This is a genomic window from Streptomyces coeruleofuscus (assembly GCF_039532725.1).
Lineage (GTDB): Bacteria > Actinomycetota > Actinomycetes > Streptomycetales > Streptomycetaceae > Streptomyces > Streptomyces coeruleofuscus.
The window spans coordinates 985,688-1,007,864 of record NZ_BAAASE010000001.1 but is presented as its reverse complement, the minus strand read 5'-3'; the positions used below and the strand labels follow the sequence as shown (position 1 = coordinate 1,007,864).

Here is a 22,177-nt window from a genome sequence, read left to right as displayed (position 1 = left end):
CTTCCCGGGCGAAGCGGCCGGTGACCCTCAGGCCACGCAGAACTCGTTGCCCTCCGGGTCCCGCAGGACAACGCCGTAGTAGTCCATGTCCGGCTCGTCCATGATCCTCAGCACCGTCGCGCCGGCCGCGGTCAGCCGGTCCACCTTGACCTTGACTCTCCGCGTGCGCTCCGGCAGGGGAACACCTCTCCCACCGCCGACCTTCAGGTCGAGATGCACCCGGTTCTTGACGGTCTTGCCCTCCGGCACCCGCTGGAACCAGACGCGGGGCCCCTGCCCGTCCGGGTCGACGATCGACTCGGGGGTCTCCCCCACCCCCTCGGTCAGTTCGTCCTCGGGCACCCCCGTGTCCGCCCAGTAGGCCCGCCAGGTGGGGTGCCCGCCCGGGGCCGGTTCGGGCACGTAGCCGAGGGCCTCGGTCCAGAAGGTCACGAGCTTCGCCGGGTCGGCGCAGTCGATGGTCAGCTGCAAGGTGACGTCCATGCCGTGAGCATCGCAGCAGGGTCTGACAAGGGCCTCCGAGGGTGAGGCCGTACGTCGCTGGGGCGTGCTCGGCGGGGCCTCAGGCCGGGCGGATGAGGCCGGTCTCGTACGCGAAGATCACGGCCTGTACGCGGTCGCGCAGCTCCAGTTTGGACAGGATCCGGCCGATGTGTCGTTTCACCGTGGGCTCCGCCAGCTGCATGGCGGCGGCGATCTCGGGGTTGGTCAGGCCGTGGGCGACGTTGAAGAAGACCTCGCGTTCGCGCGGGGTGAGCGGGCGCAGACGCTCGTCGCCGCCGAGGGTGGTGGCCGGGAGCTGGTGGGCGAAACTTTCCAGCAGGCGCCGGGTGACGCGGGGAGAGACCACCGCGTCGCCGCGGGCGACGTCGCGGATCGCGGCGAGCAGTTCTTCCGGTCTGGTGTTCTTCAGCAGGAATCCGGATGCCCCGGCCCGGAGCGCGTCGAAGGCGTACTCGTCCAGGTCGAAGGTGGTGAGGATGAGCACGCGCGTCTGCGGCGACTCCCGGATCAGCCGGCGCGTCGCCTCGATGCCGTCGGTGCCCGGCATGCGCACGTCCATCAGGACCACGTCCGGCTTCAGCCGACGCGTCAGGCGCAGGGCTGCGTCGCCGTCCGCCGCCTCGCCGACGGGCTCCATGTCGGGTTCGGCCCGCAGGATCATGGTGAAGGCCACGCGCAGCAGTTCCTCGTCGTCGACGAGGAGCACCCGTGTGCTCATCGGGCGCCGTCCAGGGCCAGGCGCGACAGGACCTGCCATCCTCCGCCGGGGAGCGGGCCGGCGTGCACTGTCCCGCCGTAGGCGGCGGCGCGTTCCCGCATCCCGGCGATGCCGCGCCCGGGCGTCGTGACCGGTGCGGCGGGGCCGTCGTCGGTCACTTCGACCGTGACGGCCCGCGGGGAGCAGGAGACCCGGACCTCGGCGCGCGTGCCTGCGGGCGCGTGTCTGAGGGTGTTGGTCAGCGCCTCCTGCACGATGCGGTAGGCGGTCAGCTGCGCCGCCGCGGGAACGCGGGCGAGGCCGTCGTCCACCCGAAGGCGGGTCGGCAGCCCCACGGCACACATCTGGTCGCACAGGAGTTCAAGCTGCGCGATGCCGGGCAGCGGATGGCGCTCGGCGTCGGGTTCGCCGTCCCGCAGGATCCCCAGCGAACGCCGCATGTCGGTCAGTGCCTGCCGCCCCGTTTCAGCGATCTGGTCCGTCACGGCGAGCGGGTCGTCGGGCCGTGTGTGCACGACCGCGTCGGCGAGGGCGACGATGACGGACAGGGTGTGCGTGACGCTGTCGTGCATCTCCCTGGCGATGCGGGCCCGCTCCTCCACAACCGCGAGCTGCGCCTTCCGGTCGCGCTCGCGTTCCAGATGGGCGACGTGGTCTTCCTGGGCGGCACGCCTGATCCGCGCGTTCACCCCGAGCAGGGCACACGCGGCGACCGCGGCGGTCATCGCGGCGGCGGAGGCGAGGAACTTGCCCTCGGGCGCCCAGCGCGCCGCCGACATCACGGCCCCGGTCTCCAGGACGACCCCGGCCAGCAGCGCGTGCCGCCAGGGGGATCGGGCGGTGACCGTGCCGAGGGCGATCAGCAGCGCGGCATCGGCGGGCAACTGAACGCCCAGCAGCCACTGCGCGAGCGCGACAGCGGCGATCACACCGAACACGGTGAGGGGGGCCCGGCGCCGCCACACCAGCGGCAGCACCAGTGCCGCCTGCAGGCTCAGCCCCGTGGCGCCCTCCAGCCGCCCGGGCCCGAAGGTCACCGCGAAGAGTGCCGCCGCCAGCGCCGCGTCCTGCACGATGGGCGGCACGTGCGCCGCGCGAACCAGCAGACGCTTCACCTGGTGCCCCGGCGGACGGGCCTGGCCCCGACGGTGTGCAGGCACGGCTTCGGCCATCGTGTCCGTCCTCGCAGTGCTTCGTTCGCGGTGGGTGTTCGTCCACGCTAGGGCCGCGGACCGGGGGGCGCCTCCCACCACCGGTGGAGAGCGGTGTGCGCCCCAGGGATGCATGGTCTCCTCCTGCGAGCGTAAGAGGGCTGCCAGGCACGCCGTCCGGCAGGGGCGACCGTGGTGGCACGGCAGCCTCCTCCCAGGGGAGGACTTCTCGGTTCCGAGGAGACCGGCGTCTCCCGGGCGGATCGTCCCGCAGCACGTCGCAGCGGCCGTCACGCCGTTGAAAGGCTTCTCGCATTCCAGCACCCACCCCTCGCAAGGAGCCGGCCATGCCACGTCCCAGCCGCAGAACTCTCATGAAACTGGGGGCCGCCGCCGTCCTCGCCCCGATGAGCACCGCCTGTTCCACGACCGGCTCCCGCACGAGGACCGCCCCCAGTGCCTCACCGACGGGCCGCGCGGTCTCCCTGCCCGCACCCACCGGGCCCTGGCCGATCGGCACCGTCGACCTGCACCTGATCGACCGGACGCGACACGACCCCCTCGTGCCGTCGCAGCCCTTCCGGGAACTGATGGCCAGCGTGTGGTACCCGGCGGACCGGGGAGGGAGGTTCCCGATCGCCCCGTGGCTGACTCCTGCGGCAGCGGCCGACTGGGACAAGCACTCCGCACCGGGGTTGACCATCAAATCCGGCGCGGTGGACTGGCAGGGAATTCAGACGCATGCGCGGACCGGCGCACCGGTCGCCCGGTCGGCCGGGGAACTGCCGGTGGTGCTGTTCTCCTCGGGGGACGGCGGCGACCGCGCGCTCGGCACCACCCTGGTCGAGGAGCTGGCCGCCCGAGGCTACGTCGTGGTCACCGTCGACCCCACCTACGAGGTGGACCAGGTCGAGTTCCCCGGCGGCCGGGTCGAACGAGCCGCCCCGCCGCCCGAGAAGCTCACCCCGGAGGTCATCGCGGCCCTCCTGGAGAAGCACTCCCGCGCACGCGTCGCGGACATGAAGTTCGTCCTCCGGCAGATCGACGCTATGGCACACGGGCGCAACCCCGACGCCGGGAAGAAGCCCCTCCCGGCCGGATTGCCCGCAGCGCTGGACCTCTCCCGCATCGGCGCACTCGGCCAGTCCCTGGGCGGTTCCGTGGCCGCCCAACTCGCCCACGACGAACCGCGCGTCAGGGCTGCGGCAAACCTCGACGGCGAGTTCGTCGGCCCGGTCGTCCGCACCGGCGTCGCCACACCGTTCCTGCTGATGGCGTCCGATGTGAACACCCTGGAGGGAAACGCCAGTTGGAAGGCCTTCTGGGCCGCCTCGACCGGCTGGAAGCAGGCACTTCACCTGCGGAAGGCCAAACACGGCTCGTACACCGACCTGCAGAGCATATTTCCGCAGCTCACCCCCCACATGAAAATCCCCGCGGCCGCCGAGCTCATCGGCACCGTCAACCCCCGCCGGTCCCTGGCGGCCCAACGCGCCGCCGTCACGGCCTTGTTCGACCTCCACCTGAAAGACCGGCCTACCGCCCTCTTCCACAACCCCAGTGGTCAGTACCGCGAGTTGGAGGTCTTGAGCTGAAACCTCCGCATCACCCGGCAGCCAGCCCGTTCAGGACCTGCACTCATCAGCCGCCCCGCACTTTTCCCGGCTTTACCTCTTGACGGCCCGCGTGGCGTGGAGCACATTGACGACACTTTGAGAGCGCTCTCAACCCCCGCATCCGTACCCGAGAGGCATCCCCACATGAGTGACACCTCCGGCAGACTCCCCGCACGGCGCCCCTTGCGGCGGGCGTTCGTCGCCGTCGTCAGCACACTCGGCCTCGCCGTGGTCGCCGCCACCGCCGCGACTCCCTCCGCGAGCGCCTCCGCGCCGCCGCCCCCGTCGGGCTGGAACCAGGTCTTCCTCGACGACTTCAACGGCCCGGCCGGCAGCGGCGTCAACACGGCCGACTGGCAGTACGCGACCGGCAAGGGCTACCCGGGCGGCCCCGCCAACTGGGGCACCGGCGAGATCGAGACGATGACGAGCAGCCCGGACAACGTCTCGCTCGACGGCAACGGCAACCTCCGCATCACTCCCCGTCGGGACGGCGCCGGCAACTGGACCTCCGGCCGCATCGAGACCAACCGCACCGACTTCCAGCCCCCGGCCGGCGGCAAGCTCCGCGTGGAGTCGCGCATCCAGGTGCCGAACGTCACCGGGGCCGCGGCGAAGGGCTACTGGCCCGCCTTCTGGATGCTCGGCGCGCCCTACCGCGGCAACTACTGGAACTGGCCGGGCGTCGGCGAGCTGGACATCATGGAGAACACCCAGGGCATGAACACGGTGTTCGCGACGATGCACTGCGGCACCTCGCCGGGCGGCCCCTGCAACGAGACGAGCGGCATCGGCAGTTCGACCACCTGCCAGGGCACCACCTGCCAGGCCGGCTTCCACACCTACCGGATGGAGTGGGACCGCTCGACGAGCGTCGAGGAGATCCGCTTCTACCTCGACGGCGTCAACTTCCACACGGTGCGCGCCAACCAGGTCGACGCGACGACCTGGCGGAACGCCACGGACCACGGCTTCTTCATCATCCTGAACGTCGCGATGGGCGGCGGCTTCCCGGACGCGTTCGGCGGCGGCCCGGACGCCGGGACGCAGCCCGGCCACCCGATGGTCGTCGACTACGTCCAGGTGCTGTCGTCCGGCGGTGGCACCACACCTCCCCCGACCGGCGACCGCGACGCCTACTCGACCATCCAGGCCGAGTCCTACGACGGCCAGTCCGGTGTGATGACCGAGACGACGTCCGACTCCGGCGGCGGCCGGAACGTCGGCTCGCTGGCCAACGGGGACTGGCTGCACTTCAAGGGCGTGAACTTCGGCTCCAGCGCGGCCCGGCAGTTCAGCGCCCGGGTGGCGAGCGGCGCGGCGGCCGGCGTCAGCGGACTGGTCGAGGTGCGGCTGGACAGCCGCAGCAGCGCGCCCATCGGGAGTTTCGCGGTGGGCAGCACCGGCGGCTGGCAGTCGTGGCGGACCGTTCCGGCGAACATCAGCTCCGTGACGGGCACGCACGACGTGTATCTGACCTTCACCAGCGGACAGCCGGCGGACTTCGTGAACGTCAACTGGTTCACCTTCGGGCACTGACCGACCTCGAACAGGGGGCTCCACGCGCGCGTGGAGCCCCTTTTCGCTGCCCGGATTTCGTGGCCTCAGCGCAGTTCCGCCCGGAACGCCGCCGGCGTCAGGTCCGTGTGCTGGTGGAAGAACTTGGAGAAGTTCGCGGCATCGGGGAAGCCGACCGCCGCGCCGACGCGGCCGATCGGCAGATCGGTGTGGGCGAGGAGGCGTTTGGCCTCCAGGACCACGCGCTTGTCGATGAACGCCTTCGGGGTGTCGCCGGTCGCGGCGCGGACCGCGCGGACCAGCGTGCGGCGGGAGTAACCGAGCGCGTCGGCGTAGGCGCTGACGCTGTGGTTGGTGGCGAAGTCCTTCTCCACGGCCTCCCGGAAGAGGGTGAACGTGGAGTCGGACTGCTGTCGTACCGACTCCGCGGAACTGGCGGCGAGATGGGCGAGCCGGAGCAGGAACGCCGTCAGCGAGTGCTGGAGGACGGCGGTGTGCAGGCTCAGCGGCAGCGTGTCCGTGTCCTCGTACTCGCGTCGCAATTGGCCGAGCGCGTTGCGCAGACCGGCGAGTTGGGCCGCGTCGGGGCGCAGCAGCGGCGGCAGGTCGTAGCGGTAGAGGCCGGTGGCCTCCACGGTCGCGCGGGGCAGGAAGCCGGGCTGCATGGTCAGCACCGTTCCGCGGTACTCGCTGGTGCGGGAGAAGCGGTGGACCTGCCCCGGGCGGATCCACAGCAGGTCCCCGGCCGCGGCCTCGTACTCGGTGAAGTCGACCATGTGCCGGACCGGGCCATCGCCGAACAGCAGCACGACGTGGAAGTCGATGCGGTGCACGCGCTCCAGCGGCGCGTCGGCGTGCCAGGTGCGGCCGGTGCCCATCGGCCCGACCTGCATACCGACGCCGCCGACGCTCAGCTCGACCGGGAAGGGGAACGTTCTGATCCCGTCGCCGCCTTGGATGCTTCTGTCCGCCATGTCCGTCTCGTACCGCCCCGTTCGCGTGCCGCGCTGCCGCTGCGTGTCCCAGTTTCACCACAGGCTGGCACACGGCGACCTTCCATCGAAAAAGTCAGACTTTTAGTTTTGAACACGTCAGACCAGCCACTTCGTTCCTATCGAGGATTTCTTGAAGATGAGCACGCAGACAGCGGACAGCTTCGAATGGACCGAACTCGACCGGCGTGCCGTCGACACCGCCCGTCTGCTGGCGGCCGATGCCGTCCAGCGGGTCGGAAACGGCCATCCCGGCACCGCGATGAGCCTGGCTCCGGCCGCCTACACGATCTTTCAGAAGGTGATGCGGCACGACCCGGCCGACCCGGAGTGGACCGGCCGTGACCGCTTCGTCCTCTCCCCCGGCCACACGTCGCTGACCCTCTACACGCAGCTGTACCTCGCGGGCTACGAGCTGGAGCTGGACGACCTGAAGGCGTTCCGCACGCACGGCTCGAAGACGCCCGGCCACCCCGAGTACGGGCACACCGCCGGCGTGGAGACCACCACCGGCCCGCTCGGCCAGGGCGTCGCGAACGCGGTCGGCATGGCGATGGCGGCCCGCTACGAGCGCGGTCTGTTCGACCCGGACGCCCCCGAGGGCGAGTCCCCCTTCGACCACACCGTCTGGGCCATCGTCTCCGACGGCGACCTCCAGGAGGGCGTCTCCGCCGAGGCCTCCTCGCTGGCCGGCCACCAGAAGCTCGGCAACCTGGTCTTCCTCTACGACGACAACCACATCTCCATCGAGGGCGACACCGCGACCGCGTTCTCCGAGGACGTGCTGAAGCGGTACGAGGCGTACGGCTGGCACGTGCAGCGGATCGAGCCGCGGGAGGACGGCGACGTCGACGTGCACGCGCTGCACGCGGCACTGAAGGAGGCTCAGGCCGAGACCGGGCGCCCCTCCATCATCGCGATGCGCACGATCATCGCCTGGCCCGCCCCGAACGCGCGGAACACCGAGGCCTCCCACGGCTCGGCCCTCGGCGAGGACGAGGTCGCCGCCACCAAGCGCCTCCTCGGCTTCGACCCGGAGAAGACCTTCGAGGTCGCCGACGAGGTGCTGGCGCACACCCGCAAGGCCCTGGACCGGGGCGCCGAGGCGCACGCCGCCTGGGACAAGCGGATCGCCGCCTGGCGCGGCGAGAACCCGGAGCGCGCCGCCACCTTCGACCGGGTCAGCAAGGGCGAGCTGCCCGCGGGCTGGGAGGACGCCCTGCCGGTGTTCGAGCCGGGCAAGGCGGTCGCCACCCGTGCCGCGTCGGGCAAGGTGCTACAAGCCCTCGGCGCGGTCGTCCCCGAGCTGTGGGGCGGCTCGGCCGACCTGGCCGGTTCGAACAACACCACGATCGACAAGACCTCGTCCTTCCTGCCGAGGGGCAACCCGCTGCCGGAGGCCGACCCGTACGGCCGGACGATCCACTTCGGCATCCGCGAGTTCTCCATGGCCGCGGAGATGAACGGCATCGCCCTGCACGGCAACACACGCGTCTACGGCGGCACCTTCCTGGTGTTCTCCGACTACATGCGCAACGCCGTCCGCATGTCGGCCCTGATGCAGCTGCCGGTGACGTACGTGTGGACGCACGACTCGATCGGCCTGGGCGAGGACGGCCCGACCCACCAGCCGGTCGAGCACCTGGCCGCGCTGCGCGCCATCCCGGGCCTGAACGTCGTACGCCCGGCCGACGCCAACGAGACCGCGCTCGCCTGGGCCGAGATCCTCAGGCGGCACACCACCGACCCGGCCCCGCACGGCCTCGCGCTGACCCGCCAGGGCGTGCCCACGTACGAGCCGAACCCGGACGTGGTGCGCGGCGGTTACGTGATGGCCGAGGCGGAGGGCGGTGAGCCGCAGGTGATCCTCATCGCCACCGGCTCCGAGGTGCACGTCGCCGTCGAGGCCCGTGAGCAGCTCCAGGCGGCGGGCGTGCCCACGCGGGTCGTGTCGATGCCGTCCGTGGAGTGGTTCGAGGAGCAGCCCCGCGCCTACCGCGACAGCGTCCTGCCGCCGTCCGTGAAGGCCCGGGTCTCGGTCGAGGCCGGTATCGGCCTGACCTGGCACCGGTTCGTGGGGGACGCGGGACGCATCGTCTCCCTGGAGCACTTCGGCGCCTCCGCCGACGCGAAGACCCTGTTCGCCGAGTACGGCTTCACCCCCGAGAACGTCGTCGCCGCAGCCCGCGAGTCCCTGACCGCGGCTCGTGGCTGATCCGACCGCCCGAAAGAAGATGATCACTGTGACCGAAGCGACCGCGAACGCGGGAGCACTCAAGCGCCTGTCCGACGAGGGCGTGTCGATCTGGCTGGACGACCTGTCCCGCCGGCGGATCGAGTCCGGCGACCTGGCCGGGCTCGTGGCGGCGGGGAACATCGTCGGCGTCACCACCAACCCGTCCATCTTCCAGGCCGCCATCGGCTCCGGCGAGGGCTACGAGGAGCAGCTCGCCGACCTGGCGGTGCGGGGCGTCACCGTCGACGAGGCCGTCCGGATGCTGACGACGGCCGACGTCCGGGCCGCCGCCGACGTCCTGCGGCCGGTGTACGACGCCACCGGCGGCCGGGACGGCCGGGTGTCCATCGAGGTCGACCCGCGGCTGGCCCACGACACGGCGGCGACCGTCGCCGAGGCCCGGCAGCTCGCCTGGCTGGTGGACCGCCCCAACGTGATGATCAAGATCCCGGCGACGAAGGCCGGTCTGCCGGCGATCACCGAGGTGATCGGCGCGGGCATCAGCGTGAACGTGACGCTGATCTTCTCGCTGGAGCGCTACCGCGAGGTGATGGACGCCTACATCGCCGGCCTGGAGAAGGCGCAGGCGGCCGGTCTCGACCTGTCGGCCATCCACTCGGTCGCGTCCTTCTTCGTCTCCCGTGTCGACTCCGAGATCGACAAGCGGCTGACGCTGCTGGGCACGGACGAGGCCCTCGCCCTGAAGGGCAGGGCGGCCCTGGCCAACGCGCGGCTGGCCTACGAGGCGTACGAACAGGTATTCGCCGGGCCGCGCTGGCAGGCCCTGGGCGGTGCCCGTGCGAACCGGCAGCGCCCCCTTTGGGCCTCCACCGGTGTGAAGGACCCCGCTTACAAGGACACCCTGTACGTGGACGAACTGGTCGCCCCCGGCACGGTCAACACCATGCCGGAGGCCACGCTGAACGCCGTCGCCGACCACGGTGACGTCCAGGGCGACACCGTCACCGGCGGTTACGCCCAGGCGCGCGCCGACCTGGCGGCCGTCGAGCGGCTCGGCATTTCGTACGACGAGGTGGTGCGGCAACTGGAGGACGAAGGCGTCGCCAAGTTCGAGGTGGCCTGGCAGGACCTGCTGGACGCGGTCACCAAGTCCTTGAACAGCAAGGGAGTTGACGCGTAATGACTGAGGGCATCCCCCAGACGGCCGAGCAGGAGACCATAGGGACCAAGGAGGACAAGGAGGCCCGGGCGGCGCAGGAGGCCGCCGGGGTCGAGCAGACGGGGGTGAGCGGCCGGGCCGCACCGCGCCCGGAGTACGCCGGCATCGACTTCACCAATCCGCTGCGCGACCCACGCGACCGCCGTCTGCCCAGGATCGCGGGCCCGTCCGGGCTCGTCATCTTCGGCGTGACCGGCGACCTGTCCCGCAAGAAGCTGATGCCGGCCGTGTACGACCTGGCCAACCGCGGCCTGCTGCCGCCGGGCTTCTCGCTGGTGGGTTTCGCCCGCCGGGACTGGGAGGACCAGGACTTCGCGCAGGTGGTGCACGACGCGGTCCGGGAGCACGCGCGCACCCCGTTCCGCGAGGAGGTCTGGCAGCAGCTCGCCGAGGGCATGCGGTTCATCCCGGGCGACTTCGACGACGACACGGCGTTCAAGCAGCTGCGTTCGGCCGTCGAGGAGCTGGACGCCTCCCGGGGCACCAGCGGCAACTACGCCTTCTACCTCTCGGTGCCGCCGAAGTTCTTCCCCAAGGTCGTCCAGCAGCTGAAGAAGCACAAGCTGGCCGACGCCCAGGAGGGCTCCTGGCGCCGCGCCGTCATCGAAAAGCCGTTCGGTCACGACCTCGACAGCGCCTGCGAGCTGAACGCGATCGTGCACGACGTGTTCGACCCGGAGCAGGTCTTCCGTATCGACCACTACCTCGGCAAGGAGACCGTCCAGAACATCCTGGCGCTGCGCTTCGCCAACCAGATGTTCGAGCCGATCTGGAACCGGTCGTACGTCGACCACGTGCAGATCACGATGGCCGAGGACATCGGCATCGGCGGCCGCGCGGGGTACTACGACGGCATCGGCGCCGCCCGTGACGTCATCCAGAACCACCTCCTCCAGCTGATGGCGCTCACCGCGATGGAGGAACCCGCCGCCTTCGACGCGGCGTCGCTGCTCACCGAGAAGCTGAAGGTGCTGCGGGCCGTGCGGCTGCCGGAGGACCTGGGCAGGCACACCGTGCGCGGGCAGTACGCGGCGGCCTGGCAGGGCGGCACGAAGGTCCGCGGCTACCTGGAGGAGGAGGGCATCGACCAGGCCTCCTCGACCGACACCTACGCCGCGATCAAGCTCCAGGTGGACAACCGCCGCTGGGCGGGTGTGCCGTTCTACCTGCGCACCGGCAAGCGGCTGGGCCGCCGGGTGACGGAGATCGCCGTGGTGTTCCAGCGGGCCCCGCACTCCCCCTTCGACTCCACCGCCACCGAGGAGCTGGGCTCCAACGCGATCGTCATCCGCGTCCAGCCGGACGAGGGCATGACGGTGCGGTTCGGCTCCAAGGTGCCGGGTACGTCGATGGAGATCCGGGACGTGACGATGGACTTCGCCTACGGCGAGTCGTTCACCGAATCGAGCCCCGAGGCGTACGAACGGCTGATCCTGGACGTCCTCCTGGGCGACGCCAACCTGTTCCCCCGTCACCAGGAAGTGGAAGAGTCCTGGAAGATCCTCGACCCGATCGAGCAGTACTGGGCCACGCACGGCAGGCCCGCGCAGTACGTCTCGGGCAGTTGGGGACCCGCGGAAGCCGACGAGATGCTCGCACGAGACGGACGGAGCTGGCGCAGGCCATGAAGATCGACCTGACCGACACCACGGCAAGCAAGATCAACAAGGCGCTGGTGCAGGGCCGCCGCGCCATCGGCACGCCCGCCGTGGGCATGGTCCTGACGATGGTGATCGTCACGGACGAGGAGAACGCCTACGACGCGATCAAGGCGGCCGAGGAGGCCTCGCACGAGCACCCCTCGCGCACCCTGGTCGTCATCAAGCGGCACGCCCGCACCCCGCGCGACCGCACGCAGTCCCGGCTGGACGCCGAGGTCCGGGTCGGGGCCGACGCCGGCACCGGCGAGACGGTGATCCTGCGGACCTACGGCGAGGTGTCCGACCACGCCGACTCGGTGGTGCTGCCGCTGCTGCTGCCGGACGCCCCGGTGGTGGTGTGGTGGCCGATGGACGCGCCGGAGGTGCCCTCGAAGGACCCGCTCGGAGCGCTGGCCCAGCGGCGCATCACCGACCTGTACGCCGTCGCGAACCCCCTGGAGATGCTGGAGAGCCGGGTCCGCTCCTACGCGCCCGGCGACACCGACCTCGCCTGGACCCGGCTGACGCCCTGGCGTTCGATGCTGGCGGCGGCGCTGGACCAGGCCCGGGCGAAGGTGATCTCTGCGGCCGTCGAGGCCGAGGCCGAGAACCCGGCCGCCGAGCTGCTGGCCCGCTGGCTGGAGGCGCGGCTGCACGTCCGGGTCGACCGGGTGGTCACCGCCGGGCCGGTGGTGACGGCGGTCCGCCTGGGCACGGAGAACGGCGAGATCGTCATCGACCGCCCCGAGGGACCGCTGGCCACGCTGACGCTGCCGGGCCAGCCCTCCCGCACCCTCGCCCTGAAGGTCCGTGCCACCTCCGAACTCATCGCCGAGGAGCTGCGGCGCCTCGACGCGGACGAGATGTACGCCATCGCCCTGAACGGCGAGGCAACCGAGGAGACCCCTGCTCATGTCTGACTCCCCCTCCGGCTCCCCCAGCCTCACGCGGCGGCCCGAATGGACCGCCCTGGAGGACCACCGCACGGACGCCCTGCCGCAGCCGGATTTGCGTGAGCTGTTCGCGGCGGACCCGGGGCGCGCCGAGCGCTACGTCGTGCACGTCGGCGACCTGCGCATCGACTACTCCAAGCACCTGGTCACCGACGAGACGCTGGCCCTGCTCCAGGAGCTGGCCACCGCCACCGACGTGTTCGGGCAGCGCGACGCCATGTTCCGCGGCGAGAAGATCAACGCCACCGAGAACCGGGCCGTCCTGCACACCGCGCTGCGCGCCCCGCGGGACGCGGTGGTCGAGGTCGACGGCGAGAACGTCGTCCCGGGCGTGCACGCCGTGCTCGACAAGATGTCCGGCTTCGCGAACCGGGTGCGCTCCGGGGAGTGGACCGGGCACACCGGCAAGCGGATCCGGAACGTCGTCAACATCGGCATCGGCGGCTCGGACCTGGGCCCGGCGATGGCCTACGACGCGCTGCGGCCGTTCACGGCCCGGGAGCTGACGTTCCGCTTCGTGTCGAACGTGGACGGCTCCGACCTGCACGAGGCCACCCGCGACCTGGACCCGGCCGAGACGCTGTTCATCGTCGCGTCCAAGACCTTCACCACGATCGAGACCATCACGAACGCGACCTCGGCGCGCTCCTGGCTGCTGGACGGCCTCGGGGGCGACGAAAAGGCGGTCGCCACGCACTTCGTGGCGCTGTCCACGAACGCCGAGAAGGTCGCCGACTTCGGCATCGACGTCGACAACATGTTCGAGTTCTGGGACTGGGTCGGCGGCCGCTACTCGTACGACTCCGCGATCGGCCTGTCCCTGATGATCGCCATCGGACCGGACCGCTTCCGGGAGATGCTCGACGGCTTCCGCATCGTCGACGAGCACTTCCGCAACGCCCCCGCCGAGGCCAACGCCCCGCTCCTCCTGGGCCTGCTGGGCATCTGGTACGGCAACTTCCACGGCGCCCAGTCGCACGCGGTCCTGCCGTACAGCCACTACCTGTCGAAGTTCACCGCCTACCTCCAGCAGCTCGACATGGAGTCCAACGGCAAGTCGGTGGACCGCGACGGCCGTCCCGTGGAGTGGCAGACGGGGCCGGTCGTATGGGGCACGCCCGGTACCAACGGGCAGCACGCCTATTACCAATTGATCCACCAGGGCACCAAGCTCATCCCCGCCGACCTGATCGGCTTCGCGCGGCCCGTCGCCGAGCTGAGCGACGAACTGAAGGCGCAGCACGACCTGCTGATGGCCAACCTGTTCGCGCAGGGGCAGGCGCTCGCCTTCGGCAAGACCGCCGAGGAGGTGCGGGCCGAGGGCGTGCCCGACGAGCAGGTGCCGCACCGCACGTTCCAGGGAAACCACCCCACCACGACGATCCTGGCCACCGAACTGACCCCGTCGGTCCTCGGCCAGCTGGTCGCCCTCTACGAGCACAAGGTGTTCGTGCAGGGCGCGGTCTGGAACATCGACTCCTTCGACCAGTGGGGCGTCGAGCTCGGCAAGGTGCTCGCCAAGCGCGTCGAGCCCGCCCTGACCGAGGGCGCTGACGTCCCCGGTCTCGATCCGTCCACGGCCGCCCTGGTGGCCGCCTACCGCAATCTTCGGGAAGTGAACTGACATGCAGATCGGTCTTGTGGGTCTCGGCAAGATGGGCGGCAACATGCGCGAGCGCCTGCGCAACGCCGGCCACACCGTCATCGGCTACGACACCAACCCGGACAAGTCCGACGTCGCCAGCCTGGCCGACCTCGTCAACCAGCTGGAGGCGCCGCGCACGGTCTGGGTCATGGTCCCGGCCGGCGACGCCACCCAGCACGTCATCGACCGTCTGGCGGACCTCCTCAAGCCGTACGACACGGTGGTCGACGGCGGCAACTCCCGCTGGACGGACGACGAGAAGCACGCCGAGGAGCTGAGCAAGCGCGGCATCGGCTTCGTCGACGCGGGCGTCTCCGGCGGCGTGTGGGGCCTGAAGAACGGCTACGCCCTGATGGTCGGCGGCGAGAAGGAGTACGTCGACCGGCTCCGGCCGATCTTCGAGGCGCTCAAGCCGGAGGGCCCGTACGGCTTCGTCCACGCGGGCAGCGTGGGAGCCGGGCACTTCGCGAAGATGGTCCACAACGGCATCGAGTACGCGATGATGCAGGCCTACGCCGAGGGCTGGGAGCTGCTGGAGGCCGTGGACTCGGTGGACAACGTCCGCGAGGTGTTCCGCTCCTGGCAGGACGGCACCGTCATCCGCTCCTGGCTGCTGGACCTCGCGGTCAACGCGCTCGACGAGGACGAGCACCTGGAGGGCCTGCGGGGCTACGCCCAGGACTCCGGCGAGGGACGCTGGACCGTGGAGGCCGCGATCGACAACTCCGTGCCGCTGCCAGCGATCACCGCTTCCCTGTTCTCCCGGTTCGCCTCCCGGCAGGACGACTCGCCGCAGATGAAGATGATCGCGGCACTGCGCAACCAGTTCGGCGGCCACGCCGTCGAGTCCGCGAAGAAGGCGTAGGACGTGGGAGATCTGCTGCTGGTCCGCCACGGCGAGACGGAGTGGAGCCGGAGCGGACAGCACACCAGCTTCACCGACCTGCCCCTCACCCCGAACGGCGAGGAGCAGGCCAAGTCGCTGGCTCCGCTGCTGGCGGGCCGTTCCTTCGCTCTGGTCCTGACCAGCCCGCTCGGCCGCGCGGTGCGCACCGCCGAACTCGCGGGCCTGACGGGAACCGTGCGGGACGCGGACCTGCACGAGTGGTACTACGGCGCCTACGAGGGCGTCACCTCCGAGGAGATACACCGCACCCGCCCCGACTGGGACCTGTGGACCGACGGGGGCCCGCCCGGCCCCGACGGCGAGCCGGGCGAGTCCCCCGAGGAGGTCGGCGAGCGCGCCGACCGGGTGCTGTCCCGGGTGGCCGGCGCGCTGCCCGAGGGCGATGTGCTGCTGGTGGCGCACGGCCACTTCCTCCGCGCCCTGACAGCCCGTCGGCTGGGGCTGCCGCCCTCGATGGGGCGGCTGTTCCGGCTGGAGACGGGCACGGTCTGCCGGCTCTCGACCGAGCACGGGCGGCCCGTGATCGCGGAGTGGAACACCAGGGCGTGAACACCGCCGCGTAACCGGCCCCGGCCGGGGGTGAGTTGACAGCCTCCGGCCGGGCGCGTCAGAGTCCCCGCTGATGGAGATCGAGGACATGACACCCGCCGAGGAGCGGGTGTGGCGCGCCTTTCCGCGCGGGGATGACGTCGACTTCCGCGGGCCTGCGGACGAGGACCCGGCGCGGGGCGCGGACTGGGGACCCGAACGGACCGTACGGGCGGCCGTGCTGCGGGCCCTGCTGTTGAGCGCCCCGCAGGAGGACGGGGAGACGGCCGCCCTCCGGCTGGCGGGCGCGCGGATCACGGGCGTGCTGGACCTCAAGTACGGAGAGGTCGACCGCGCCGTGCGTCTCAGTGGCTGCCACTTCGAGGACGTCCCCGTCCTGTACGGGGCGCGGCTGCGGCAGCTCAACCTGCGCGAATCCGCCCTGCCCGGACTGGACGCCGCCACCCTCCGCGTGGACGGCGTGCTGCGCATGTCGGACTGCCTGTTCGAGGGGCCCGTCCGGCTCGGCGGGGCGCAGATCTCCGGGGCGCTCTTCATGGACAGGGCCGAGATCGACGAACGGCCCACCGATCAGCCCGCGCTCCAGCTCAACCACGTGACCATCGGCGACGGCCTGTCGGCGCAGGGACTGCGCACCCGCGGCGAGGTGCGCCTGACGGGTGCCTCGGTCGCCGGGACGATCGACCTCAACGGGGCGCGGCTGGAGGCCGGCACCGGTGAGGCCGCCCTCGACGCGGAGACGCTCACGGTGGAGGGCGACGTCCTGCTGCGCGACGTGGACGTCCTCGGCTGGATCGGCCTGCGCGGCGCCCGGATCGCGGGCCGCCTCGACCTCTCCCACGCGCGGCTGGCGAACCCCGGTGACACGGCACTGCGCGCCAGCAGTTGCACCGTCGGGGAACTCTGGCTGCGCAGGAGCCCGCCCATGACAGGTGCCCTCAACCTGCGCCGCGCCCAGCTGGACGTCCTGTTCCTCGAACCGGACGTGGTCCCCGGGGAGGTCCTGCTCAACAGCTTCGTCTACACCTCCCTCACCCCGCACGAACCCGCCGAGCGGCGCCTGGCGATGCTGGAGCGGGACCGCGAGGGCTATGTCCCGCACGCCTACGAGCAGTTGACCGCGGCCTACCGCCGGATCGGCGACGACGACGCCGCCCGCGTCGTCCAGCTCGCCAAGCAGCGCCGCCGCCGCGGCACCCTGCCGTGGTACGGCCGGCTGTGGGGCTACGTCCAGGACGCGGCCGTCGGCTACGGCTTCCGGCCCTTGCGCGCCGCCGGCTGGCTGGTGTCGCTGCTGGTCATCGGCTCCCTGGCCTACGCGCTGCACCACCCCAAGCCGCTGAAGGCGGACGAGGCCCCGCAGTTCAACCCGGTCTTCTACACGCTCGACCTGCTGCTGCCGGTGATCTCGTTCGGGCAGGAGGGCGCGTTCGCCCCCACCGACGGCTACCAGTGGCTCTCCTACACCTTGGTGCTCACGGGCTGGATCCTGGCCACGACGGTCGTCACCGGCATCACCCGGTCGGTCAGCCGCCAGTGAGGGCCCGCACCGCGTGCTGGGCCGCCAGCCGGACGGGGGCGTTGGGGGCTCCGTAACCCCGGTAGCCGTCGTCGCGCTGGACCAGTTCGAAGAAGACGCGGCCGACGGTGCGGGTGTAGCAGTGGCGGAAGACGCCGTGGGCGTCGCGGTCGTAGAGGATGCCGAGGTCGCGGTAGGTCTCCAGCTCGCCGTCGGCGAACTCGAAGCGGGCGGCGAGATCGTCGTAGTAGTTCGCCGGGACGGGCAGCAGAGCGCCGCCGGCGTCCCGGAGGCGGCGGGCCGAGGCGACCACGTCGTCGGTGGCCAGGGCGATGTGCTGGGCGTGGACGGTGTCGTCCGTGGGCGCGGGGCCGACGGTGAGGGCGATCCGGACGCTGCCGTCGGCGTTGGTCACGGCACGGCTGCGCAGCAGACCGTAGGGGTCGGCGACGTCCACGCTCTCCTGGGCGTGCAGGCCGAGCACGCCCCGGTGGAAGAGGGCCGCCTCGTCGAAGTGGTGCCAGGGCTGGACGAGGGCGAGATGGTCGATGCGGCGGACGGTCGCCGGCGCGGGCGCCGGGTCGGAGTCCTCGAAGTCGGCCCGCCAGTCGGGCAGGCCCGGACGGCCGGTGGCGCAGAAGAAGAGCTCCGTGCCGTCGGGGGCGGCGACCGCGTCGAGCGGGGCGTCACCGGGTGCGCGGCGGCGCGGCAGGACGGGCGCCAGCAGTGCCTCCGCACGCCGGGCCGCCGCGCCCGGGTCCGGTGACTCCAGCCCGATGGCGGCGAGCTGGGTCCCGTCGCGGCGGACGGCCGGCCCGGTGTTGACGAGGATCCGGGCCTCCCCCTGCTCCCACAGGGCGACGGGCTTGCCGCGGTGGCGGGCGGTACGGGCGAAGCCGAGGGCGCCGAGCAGGGCGGTGAGGGGTTCGGCGTCGGGCGTGACCAGCTCGGCGAAGGCGACACCGGTGGGGACGACGGGCTCGGGCAGGGCGGCCCGGCCCACCGTCTCCTGGAGGACCAGCAGGGAACGCCGGGCGTCGACGGCGGTCGGACCTGCTTCGGCCTGCCGGAAGACGTCGTTGAAGACCTCCAGGGAGAGCGGTCCTTCGTAGCCGGTGCGCAGCACGTGCCGCACCAGGCCGGCGACGTCGAAGCCGCCCTGTCCGGGGAAGCAGCGGTAGTGGCGGCTCCACTGGAGGACGTCCATGGCGAGCAGCGGGGCGTCGGCGAGCTGGAGGAAGAAGATCTTCTCGCCGGGGATGTCCTCGATGCCCTTGGGGTCCGAGCCGCGCGAGAGGATGTGGAAGCTGTCCAGACAGGTGCCGAGGGCGGGATGCCCGGCCGACTCGACGATGCGCCAGGCGTGGTCGTACGTACTGACGTGCCGGCCCCAGGCCAGGGCCTCGTAGGCCACCCGGATGCCGAACTCCTGGGCCAGGCCGGCGAGCCGGCCCAGCTGTTCGGCGGCGAGGGCGTCGTCGTCCACCGCCCGCGGGGAGACGCTGGAGCAGACGAGGACCGTGTCGGCGCCGAGCCTGCGCATCAGCTCGAACTTGTGGCGGGCCCGCCGCAGGTTCCGGGTGAACTCGTCCTCGGGGACGGCTTCGATGTCCCGCATCGGCTGGTACAGGTCGATGGAGAGGCCGAGGTCGGCGCAGCGGGCGCGGATCTCCTCGGGGGTGAGGGGGCTGGCCAGCAGGTCGTTCTCGAAGATCTCCACCCCGTCGAAGCCGGCCCGGGCGGCGGCCGTGAGCTTCTCGGTGAGGGATCCGCTGAGGGAGACGGTGGCGATGGACGTACGCACGTGGGTACCTCTCTTCAGTTCGATGCCCCTACGGCGCCGGCCAGTTGGGTCAGGTCCGCCAGCATCCGCGCGGCGTCGGGTTCCCGTCCGGTGAACAGGCGGAACGCGTCGGCGGCCTGGAAGGCGGCCATGCCGCCGCCGTCGAGGGTGGCGCAGCCCAGCGCGCGGGCGGTGCGCAGCAGTTCGGTCTCCAGCGGACGGTAGACGACCTCGGCGACCCACAGCCGGGGGTGGAGCAGCTCGGCGGGCAGCGGCAGACCGGGGTGGGCCGCCATGCCGGTGGGCGTGGCGTGGACGATGCCGTCGGCCTGTGCGAGCAGTCGCGCCTGCCGGTCCGGGGGTGCGGCGGCGGCACGGTCCTGGCCGAACGCGCGGTTCAGGGAGCCGGCCAGGGCGGCGGCCCGTTCGGGCAGGGCGTCGACGACGGTGACCCGCTCGGCGCCGAGGGTGAGCATGGCGTGCGCGACGGCCGCGCCCGCGCCCCCGGCGCCCAGCTGCACGACCCGCTCCAGGGGCGCGTCGGGCAGTCCGCGCGCGAAGGACGCGGCGAAGCCGGTGACGTCCGTGTTGTGGCCGACGGCCCGGCCGTCCTCGAAGACGACGGTGTTGACCGCGCCCAGCGCCTCGGCCTGCGGCGCGAGCGCGTCCAGGTGCCCGATGACGAGCTGCTTGCACGGGTGCGTGATGTTGAGCCCGTCGAACCCGAGGTCGCGGGCGGCCCGCACCAGATCGCCCACCGCCTCGGGGGGCACACCGAGCGGGTCGATGTCGATCAGCCGGTACAGCAGGCGCAGGCCCTGCCGGTCGCCCTCCCGCTCGTGGAGTGCCGGGCTGAGCGACGGGCCGATACCGGAACCGATCAGTCCGACGAGATACGAGTCCTTGGGCACACGGGCCTCCCGAGCGGCTCAGTAATGTACGAACTAGTACGTTAGCTATATCAGCCGAGCTCGACCACGGGAAGGCCCCGGTGGGATCAGGCCCCTGCTCCTAGAATCACCGGCACCGGCCCCCTCCGCCCGAAGGAACCTGATGACCAGCGTCGAAGAACCGGCACGTCCTGGCGAGCGCGAGCGCGTCCGTGACGCCGCCCGCACCCAGGCCGAGATCCTCGACGTCGCCACGCAGGAGTTCGCCCGGGCCGGCTACGACGGGGCCCGCGTGGACGAGATCGCCGCCCGCACCCGCACCACGAAGCGGATGATCTACTACTACTTCGGCGGCAAGGAACAGCTGTTCACGGCCGTGCTGGAACGGGCCTACGGCGTGATCCGGGAGGCCGAGCAGCAGCTCGACGTCGAGCACCTGGACCCGGTGGCGGCCATCCGCCGTCTCGCCGAGGTGACCTTCGACCACCACGAGCAGCACCCGGACTTCATCCGCCTGGTCAGCATCGAGAACATCCACGAGGCGCAGCACATCGCCGCCTCCGGGAAACTGGCGAGGATCGGCTCCCCCGCCCTGGACGTGATCGGCCGCATCCTGGAGGAAGGCCGCAGGTCAGGTCTGTTCACGGCGGACGTCGACGCCGTCGACCTGCACGCGATGATCTCCTCCTTCTGCTTCTTCCGGGTCTCCAACCGGCACACCTTCGGCGCGCTGTTCGGCCGCGACCTGGTCGACCCGGCGCAGCGCGCGCACTACCGCGCCATGCTGGGCGACATGGTGATCGCGTACCTCACGGCGGAGCGCGCGGCGGACTGAACGTGCGGCGCCGTACGTCGGCGCACGACCCCTTGACACCGGCGGCACTCGGGCGCAGCATCCCTAGCCATCCCCTACTAACTACCCAGTGGGTTAATTAGCCGCGATCCGGCACTTCCCCCTTCGCTAGCCCTTCTGTTCCCTCCGCCTATGGTGGAGCCCGCTAAGGAGCCGCCGTGTCCGTCCCCGCCACGCCCCGAGGGGCCGCAGCCCCACCCGGTCAGCCCAGGAAAGCCGCGACCGCCGCATGGATCGGCAGCGCGCTGGAGTACTACGACTTCTTCATCTACGGCAGTGCCGCCGCACTGATCTTCCCCGAGGTGTTCTTCGACGAGTCGGACCCGGCCACCGCGACCCTGCTGTCGCTGGCCACGTTCGGCGTCGCGTACGCCGCCCGCCCGGTCGGCGCGCTGGTCCTCGGCCACTTCGGCGACAAGCTCGGCCGCAAGAAGATCATGGTCTTCACGCTGATGCTGATGGGCCTGTCGACGTTCCTGATCGGCTGTCTGCCGACCCGGGACCAGGTCGGCACGCTCGCCCCGGTCCTGCTGGTGCTCTGCCGGGTGCTCCAGGGCATCTCGGCGGCGGGTGAACAGGCCAGCGCCAACTCCATGACGCTGGAACACGCGCCGCCGGGCCGGCGTGGCTTCTTCACCAGCTTCACCCTCAGCGGCACGCAGGGCGGCCAGCTCCTGGCCACGCTGGTCTTCATCCCGGTCGCCGCGATGCCCGAGGACCAGTTGCTGTCCTGGGGCTGGCGGGTGCCGTTCTGGCTGAGCGTCGCCGTCGCCGTCGTCGGCTACGTCATCCGCCGCAAGCTGGACGAGACCCCCGCCTTCGCCCAGCAGGCCGCCGAGCAGGGCGTCGTCAAGATGCCGCTGGTGGTGCTGCTGCGCGAGCACTGGGCGGATGTGCTGCGGGTGATCGCGGGCGCGCTCATCGCCTCGGTCAGCACCATCTTCACGGTGTGGGCACTGGCGTACGCCACGAGCGACGCGGTCGGCATGTCGCGCACCGCCATGCTGTGGGTGGGCGCCCTGGCCAACCTCGTCGCACTCGCCGCGATCCCGCTGTGGGCCACACTGTCCGACCGGATCGGCCGCCGCCCGGTGTACCTGATCGGTGCGGCCGGCAGCGCGGTGACGATGTTCCTGTACCTGTGGGCCGTCTCCACGGGCTCGTACCCGCTGACGTTCGCGCTGGGCATCCTCTGCTTCGGCGTGGTCTACAGCGCCGCGAACGGCGTGTGGCCCGCCTTCTACGGCGAGATGTTCACGACCCGGGTGCGGCTGTCCGGCGTGGCCATCGGCACGCAGATCGGTTTCGCGGCGGCCGGCTTCGCGGTGACGTTCGCCGCGCGGATCGCGGGGCCGGGCGGCGACGACTGGTCGGCGGTGGCCCTGTTCACGGCGGCCCTGTGCGTGCCGCCGGTCATCGCCGCGCTGTCGGCTCGCGAGACCCACCGGGTTCCGACGGAGGCGCTGGGCGTACGCCCGGTCCGGGCGACCACGGAGCCGGAGAAGGTGACGGCCTGAGCCCGG

18 protein-coding genes are annotated in these 22,177 nt (G+C 71.4%); 12 read left to right on the top strand and 6 right to left on the bottom strand.

The window, feature by feature from the left end:
- Window positions 1–27: 27 nt before the first annotated feature.
- The 3 genes from ABFX81_RS04365 to ABFX81_RS04355 form a co-directional block, all read right to left on the bottom strand.
- On the bottom strand, window positions 28–483 hold the full coding sequence (locus ABFX81_RS04365) for a VOC family protein (RefSeq protein ID WP_086853225.1): 456 nt from the start codon (window positions 481–483) through the stop codon (window positions 28–30).
- 79 nt (window positions 484–562) lie between these two features.
- Window positions 563–1,222 (bottom strand): response regulator, encoded by a 660-nt coding sequence (locus ABFX81_RS04360; RefSeq protein ID WP_086853227.1) that lies wholly within the window; start codon window positions 1,220–1,222, stop codon window positions 563–565.
- Complete coding sequence (locus ABFX81_RS04355) at window positions 1,219–2,382, bottom strand: sensor histidine kinase (RefSeq protein WP_346137634.1); 1,164 nt, start codon at window positions 2,380–2,382, stop codon at window positions 1,219–1,221. The genes ABFX81_RS04360 and ABFX81_RS04355 overlap by 4 nt, the downstream gene beginning before the upstream one ends.
- Before the next feature lie 338 nt (window positions 2,383–2,720).
- Between ABFX81_RS04355 and ABFX81_RS04350 the strand changes: the two genes are divergently transcribed.
- Window positions 2,721–3,968 carry an alpha/beta hydrolase family protein gene (locus ABFX81_RS04350; RefSeq protein ID WP_346137633.1) on the top strand — a complete coding sequence of 416 codons (1,248 nt, stop codon included), beginning with the start codon at window positions 2,721–2,723 and terminating at the stop codon, window positions 3,966–3,968.
- A gap of 165 nt (window positions 3,969–4,133) precedes the next feature.
- On the top strand, window positions 4,134–5,528 hold the full coding sequence (locus ABFX81_RS04345) for a carbohydrate-binding protein (RefSeq protein ID WP_086853233.1): 1,395 nt from the start codon (window positions 4,134–4,136) through the stop codon (window positions 5,526–5,528).
- Window positions 5,529–5,593: 65 nt separating this feature from the next.
- Here ABFX81_RS04345 and ABFX81_RS04340 read toward each other — a convergent pair whose 3' ends face one another.
- Complete coding sequence (locus ABFX81_RS04340; RefSeq protein WP_086842034.1) at window positions 5,594–6,481, bottom strand: helix-turn-helix domain-containing protein; 888 nt, start codon at window positions 6,479–6,481, stop codon at window positions 5,594–5,596.
- A 157-nt stretch (window positions 6,482–6,638) separates the two neighbouring features.
- Between ABFX81_RS04340 and tkt the strand changes: the two genes are divergently transcribed.
- The 8 genes from tkt to ABFX81_RS04300 all read left to right on the top strand — a co-directional run bounded on the left by tkt (window position 6,639) and on the right by ABFX81_RS04300 (window position 17,149).
- Window positions 6,639–8,714, top strand: a complete 2,076-nt coding sequence (tkt, locus tag ABFX81_RS04335) for a transketolase (RefSeq protein ID WP_086842036.1) — start codon at window positions 6,639–6,641, stop codon at window positions 8,712–8,714.
- A gap of 19 nt (window positions 8,715–8,733) precedes the next feature.
- Complete coding sequence (gene tal, locus ABFX81_RS04330) at window positions 8,734–9,876, top strand: transaldolase (RefSeq protein ID WP_086842099.1); 1,143 nt, start codon at window positions 8,734–8,736, stop codon at window positions 9,874–9,876.
- Complete coding sequence (gene zwf, locus ABFX81_RS04325; protein WP_086842038.1) at window positions 9,876–11,543, top strand: glucose-6-phosphate dehydrogenase; 1,668 nt, start codon at window positions 9,876–9,878, stop codon at window positions 11,541–11,543. The genes tal and zwf overlap by 1 nt, the downstream gene beginning before the upstream one ends.
- Window positions 11,540–12,475: a glucose-6-phosphate dehydrogenase assembly protein OpcA gene (gene opcA, locus ABFX81_RS04320; protein WP_086842040.1), complete on the top strand. Its 936-nt coding sequence runs from the start codon at window positions 11,540–11,542 to the stop codon at window positions 12,473–12,475. Before zwf ends, opcA begins: the two co-directional genes overlap by 4 nt.
- A complete protein-coding gene (pgi, locus tag ABFX81_RS04315) occupies window positions 12,468–14,132 on the top strand; it encodes a glucose-6-phosphate isomerase (protein ID WP_086842042.1) in 1,665 nt (554 codons plus the stop codon). Before opcA ends, pgi begins: the two co-directional genes overlap by 8 nt.
- 1 nt (window position 14,133) lies before the next feature.
- Window positions 14,134–15,018, top strand: a complete 885-nt coding sequence (gene gnd, locus ABFX81_RS04310) for a phosphogluconate dehydrogenase (NAD(+)-dependent, decarboxylating) (protein ID WP_086842044.1) — start codon at window positions 14,134–14,136, stop codon at window positions 15,016–15,018.
- A gap of 3 nt (window positions 15,019–15,021) precedes the next feature.
- Window positions 15,022–15,609, top strand: coding sequence for a histidine phosphatase family protein (locus ABFX81_RS04305; protein ID WP_086842046.1), 588 nt, complete (start codon window positions 15,022–15,024; stop codon window positions 15,607–15,609).
- 73 nt (window positions 15,610–15,682) lie between these two features.
- Window positions 15,683–17,149: a membrane-associated oxidoreductase gene (locus ABFX81_RS04300; RefSeq protein ID WP_086842048.1), complete on the top strand. Its 1,467-nt coding sequence runs from the start codon at window positions 15,683–15,685 to the stop codon at window positions 17,147–17,149.
- Here ABFX81_RS04300 and ABFX81_RS04295 read toward each other — a convergent pair.
- Window positions 17,136–18,932 carry a TIM barrel protein gene (locus ABFX81_RS04295; RefSeq protein WP_086842050.1) on the bottom strand — a complete coding sequence of 599 codons (1,797 nt, stop codon included), beginning with the start codon at window positions 18,930–18,932 and terminating at the stop codon, window positions 17,136–17,138. The genes ABFX81_RS04300 and ABFX81_RS04295 overlap by 14 nt on opposite strands.
- Before the next feature lie 14 nt (window positions 18,933–18,946).
- The gene (locus ABFX81_RS04290; RefSeq protein WP_086842052.1) at window positions 18,947–19,822 is read right to left on the bottom strand and encodes a shikimate dehydrogenase; all 876 of its coding nucleotides are present in this window, start codon (window positions 19,820–19,822) and stop codon (window positions 18,947–18,949) included.
- A 142-nt stretch (window positions 19,823–19,964) separates the two neighbouring features.
- Between ABFX81_RS04290 and ABFX81_RS04285 the strand changes: the two genes are divergently transcribed.
- Together ABFX81_RS04285 and ABFX81_RS04280 are read left to right on the top strand one after the other, a co-directional pair.
- Window positions 19,965–20,636: a TetR family transcriptional regulator gene (locus tag ABFX81_RS04285; RefSeq protein WP_086842054.1), complete on the top strand. Its 672-nt coding sequence runs from the start codon at window positions 19,965–19,967 to the stop codon at window positions 20,634–20,636.
- Window positions 20,637–20,812: 176 nt separating this feature from the next.
- Window positions 20,813–22,171, top strand: coding sequence for an MFS transporter (locus ABFX81_RS04280; RefSeq protein ID WP_086842056.1), 1,359 nt, complete (start codon window positions 20,813–20,815; stop codon window positions 22,169–22,171).
- Window positions 22,172–22,177: the final 6 nt, after the last annotated feature.

What these genes read in the sequence shown, in the direction of transcription:
- opcA (WP_086842040.1), top strand. Translation starts at nt 11,540, where the DNA reads ATGAAGATCGACCTGACCGACACCACGGCAAGCAAGATCAACAAGGCG.
- ABFX81_RS04340 (WP_086842034.1), bottom strand. Translation starts at nt 6,481, where the DNA reads ATGGCGGACAGAAGCATCCAAGGCGGCGACGGGATCAGAACGTTCCCC.
- ABFX81_RS04360 (WP_086853227.1), bottom strand. Translation starts at nt 1,222, where the DNA reads ATGAGCACACGGGTGCTCCTCGTCGACGACGAGGAACTGCTGCGCGTG.
- zwf (WP_086842038.1), top strand. Translation starts at nt 9,876, where the DNA reads ATGACTGAGGGCATCCCCCAGACGGCCGAGCAGGAGACCATAGGGACC.
- ABFX81_RS04350 (WP_346137633.1), top strand. Translation starts at nt 2,721, where the DNA reads ATGCCACGTCCCAGCCGCAGAACTCTCATGAAACTGGGGGCCGCCGCC.
- ABFX81_RS04285 (WP_086842054.1), top strand. Translation starts at nt 19,965, where the DNA reads ATGACCAGCGTCGAAGAACCGGCACGTCCTGGCGAGCGCGAGCGCGTC.
- pgi (WP_086842042.1), top strand. Translation starts at nt 12,468, where the DNA reads ATGTCTGACTCCCCCTCCGGCTCCCCCAGCCTCACGCGGCGGCCCGAA.
- tal (WP_086842099.1), top strand. Translation starts at nt 8,734, where the DNA reads ATGATCACTGTGACCGAAGCGACCGCGAACGCGGGAGCACTCAAGCGC.
- gnd (WP_086842044.1), top strand. Translation starts at nt 14,134, where the DNA reads ATGCAGATCGGTCTTGTGGGTCTCGGCAAGATGGGCGGCAACATGCGC.
- ABFX81_RS04365 (WP_086853225.1), bottom strand. Translation starts at nt 483, where the DNA reads ATGGACGTCACCTTGCAGCTGACCATCGACTGCGCCGACCCGGCGAAG.
- tkt (WP_086842036.1), top strand. Translation starts at nt 6,639, where the DNA reads ATGAGCACGCAGACAGCGGACAGCTTCGAATGGACCGAACTCGACCGG.
- ABFX81_RS04300 (WP_086842048.1), top strand. Translation starts at nt 15,683, where the DNA reads ATGGAGATCGAGGACATGACACCCGCCGAGGAGCGGGTGTGGCGCGCC.
- ABFX81_RS04345 (WP_086853233.1), top strand. Translation starts at nt 4,134, where the DNA reads ATGAGTGACACCTCCGGCAGACTCCCCGCACGGCGCCCCTTGCGGCGG.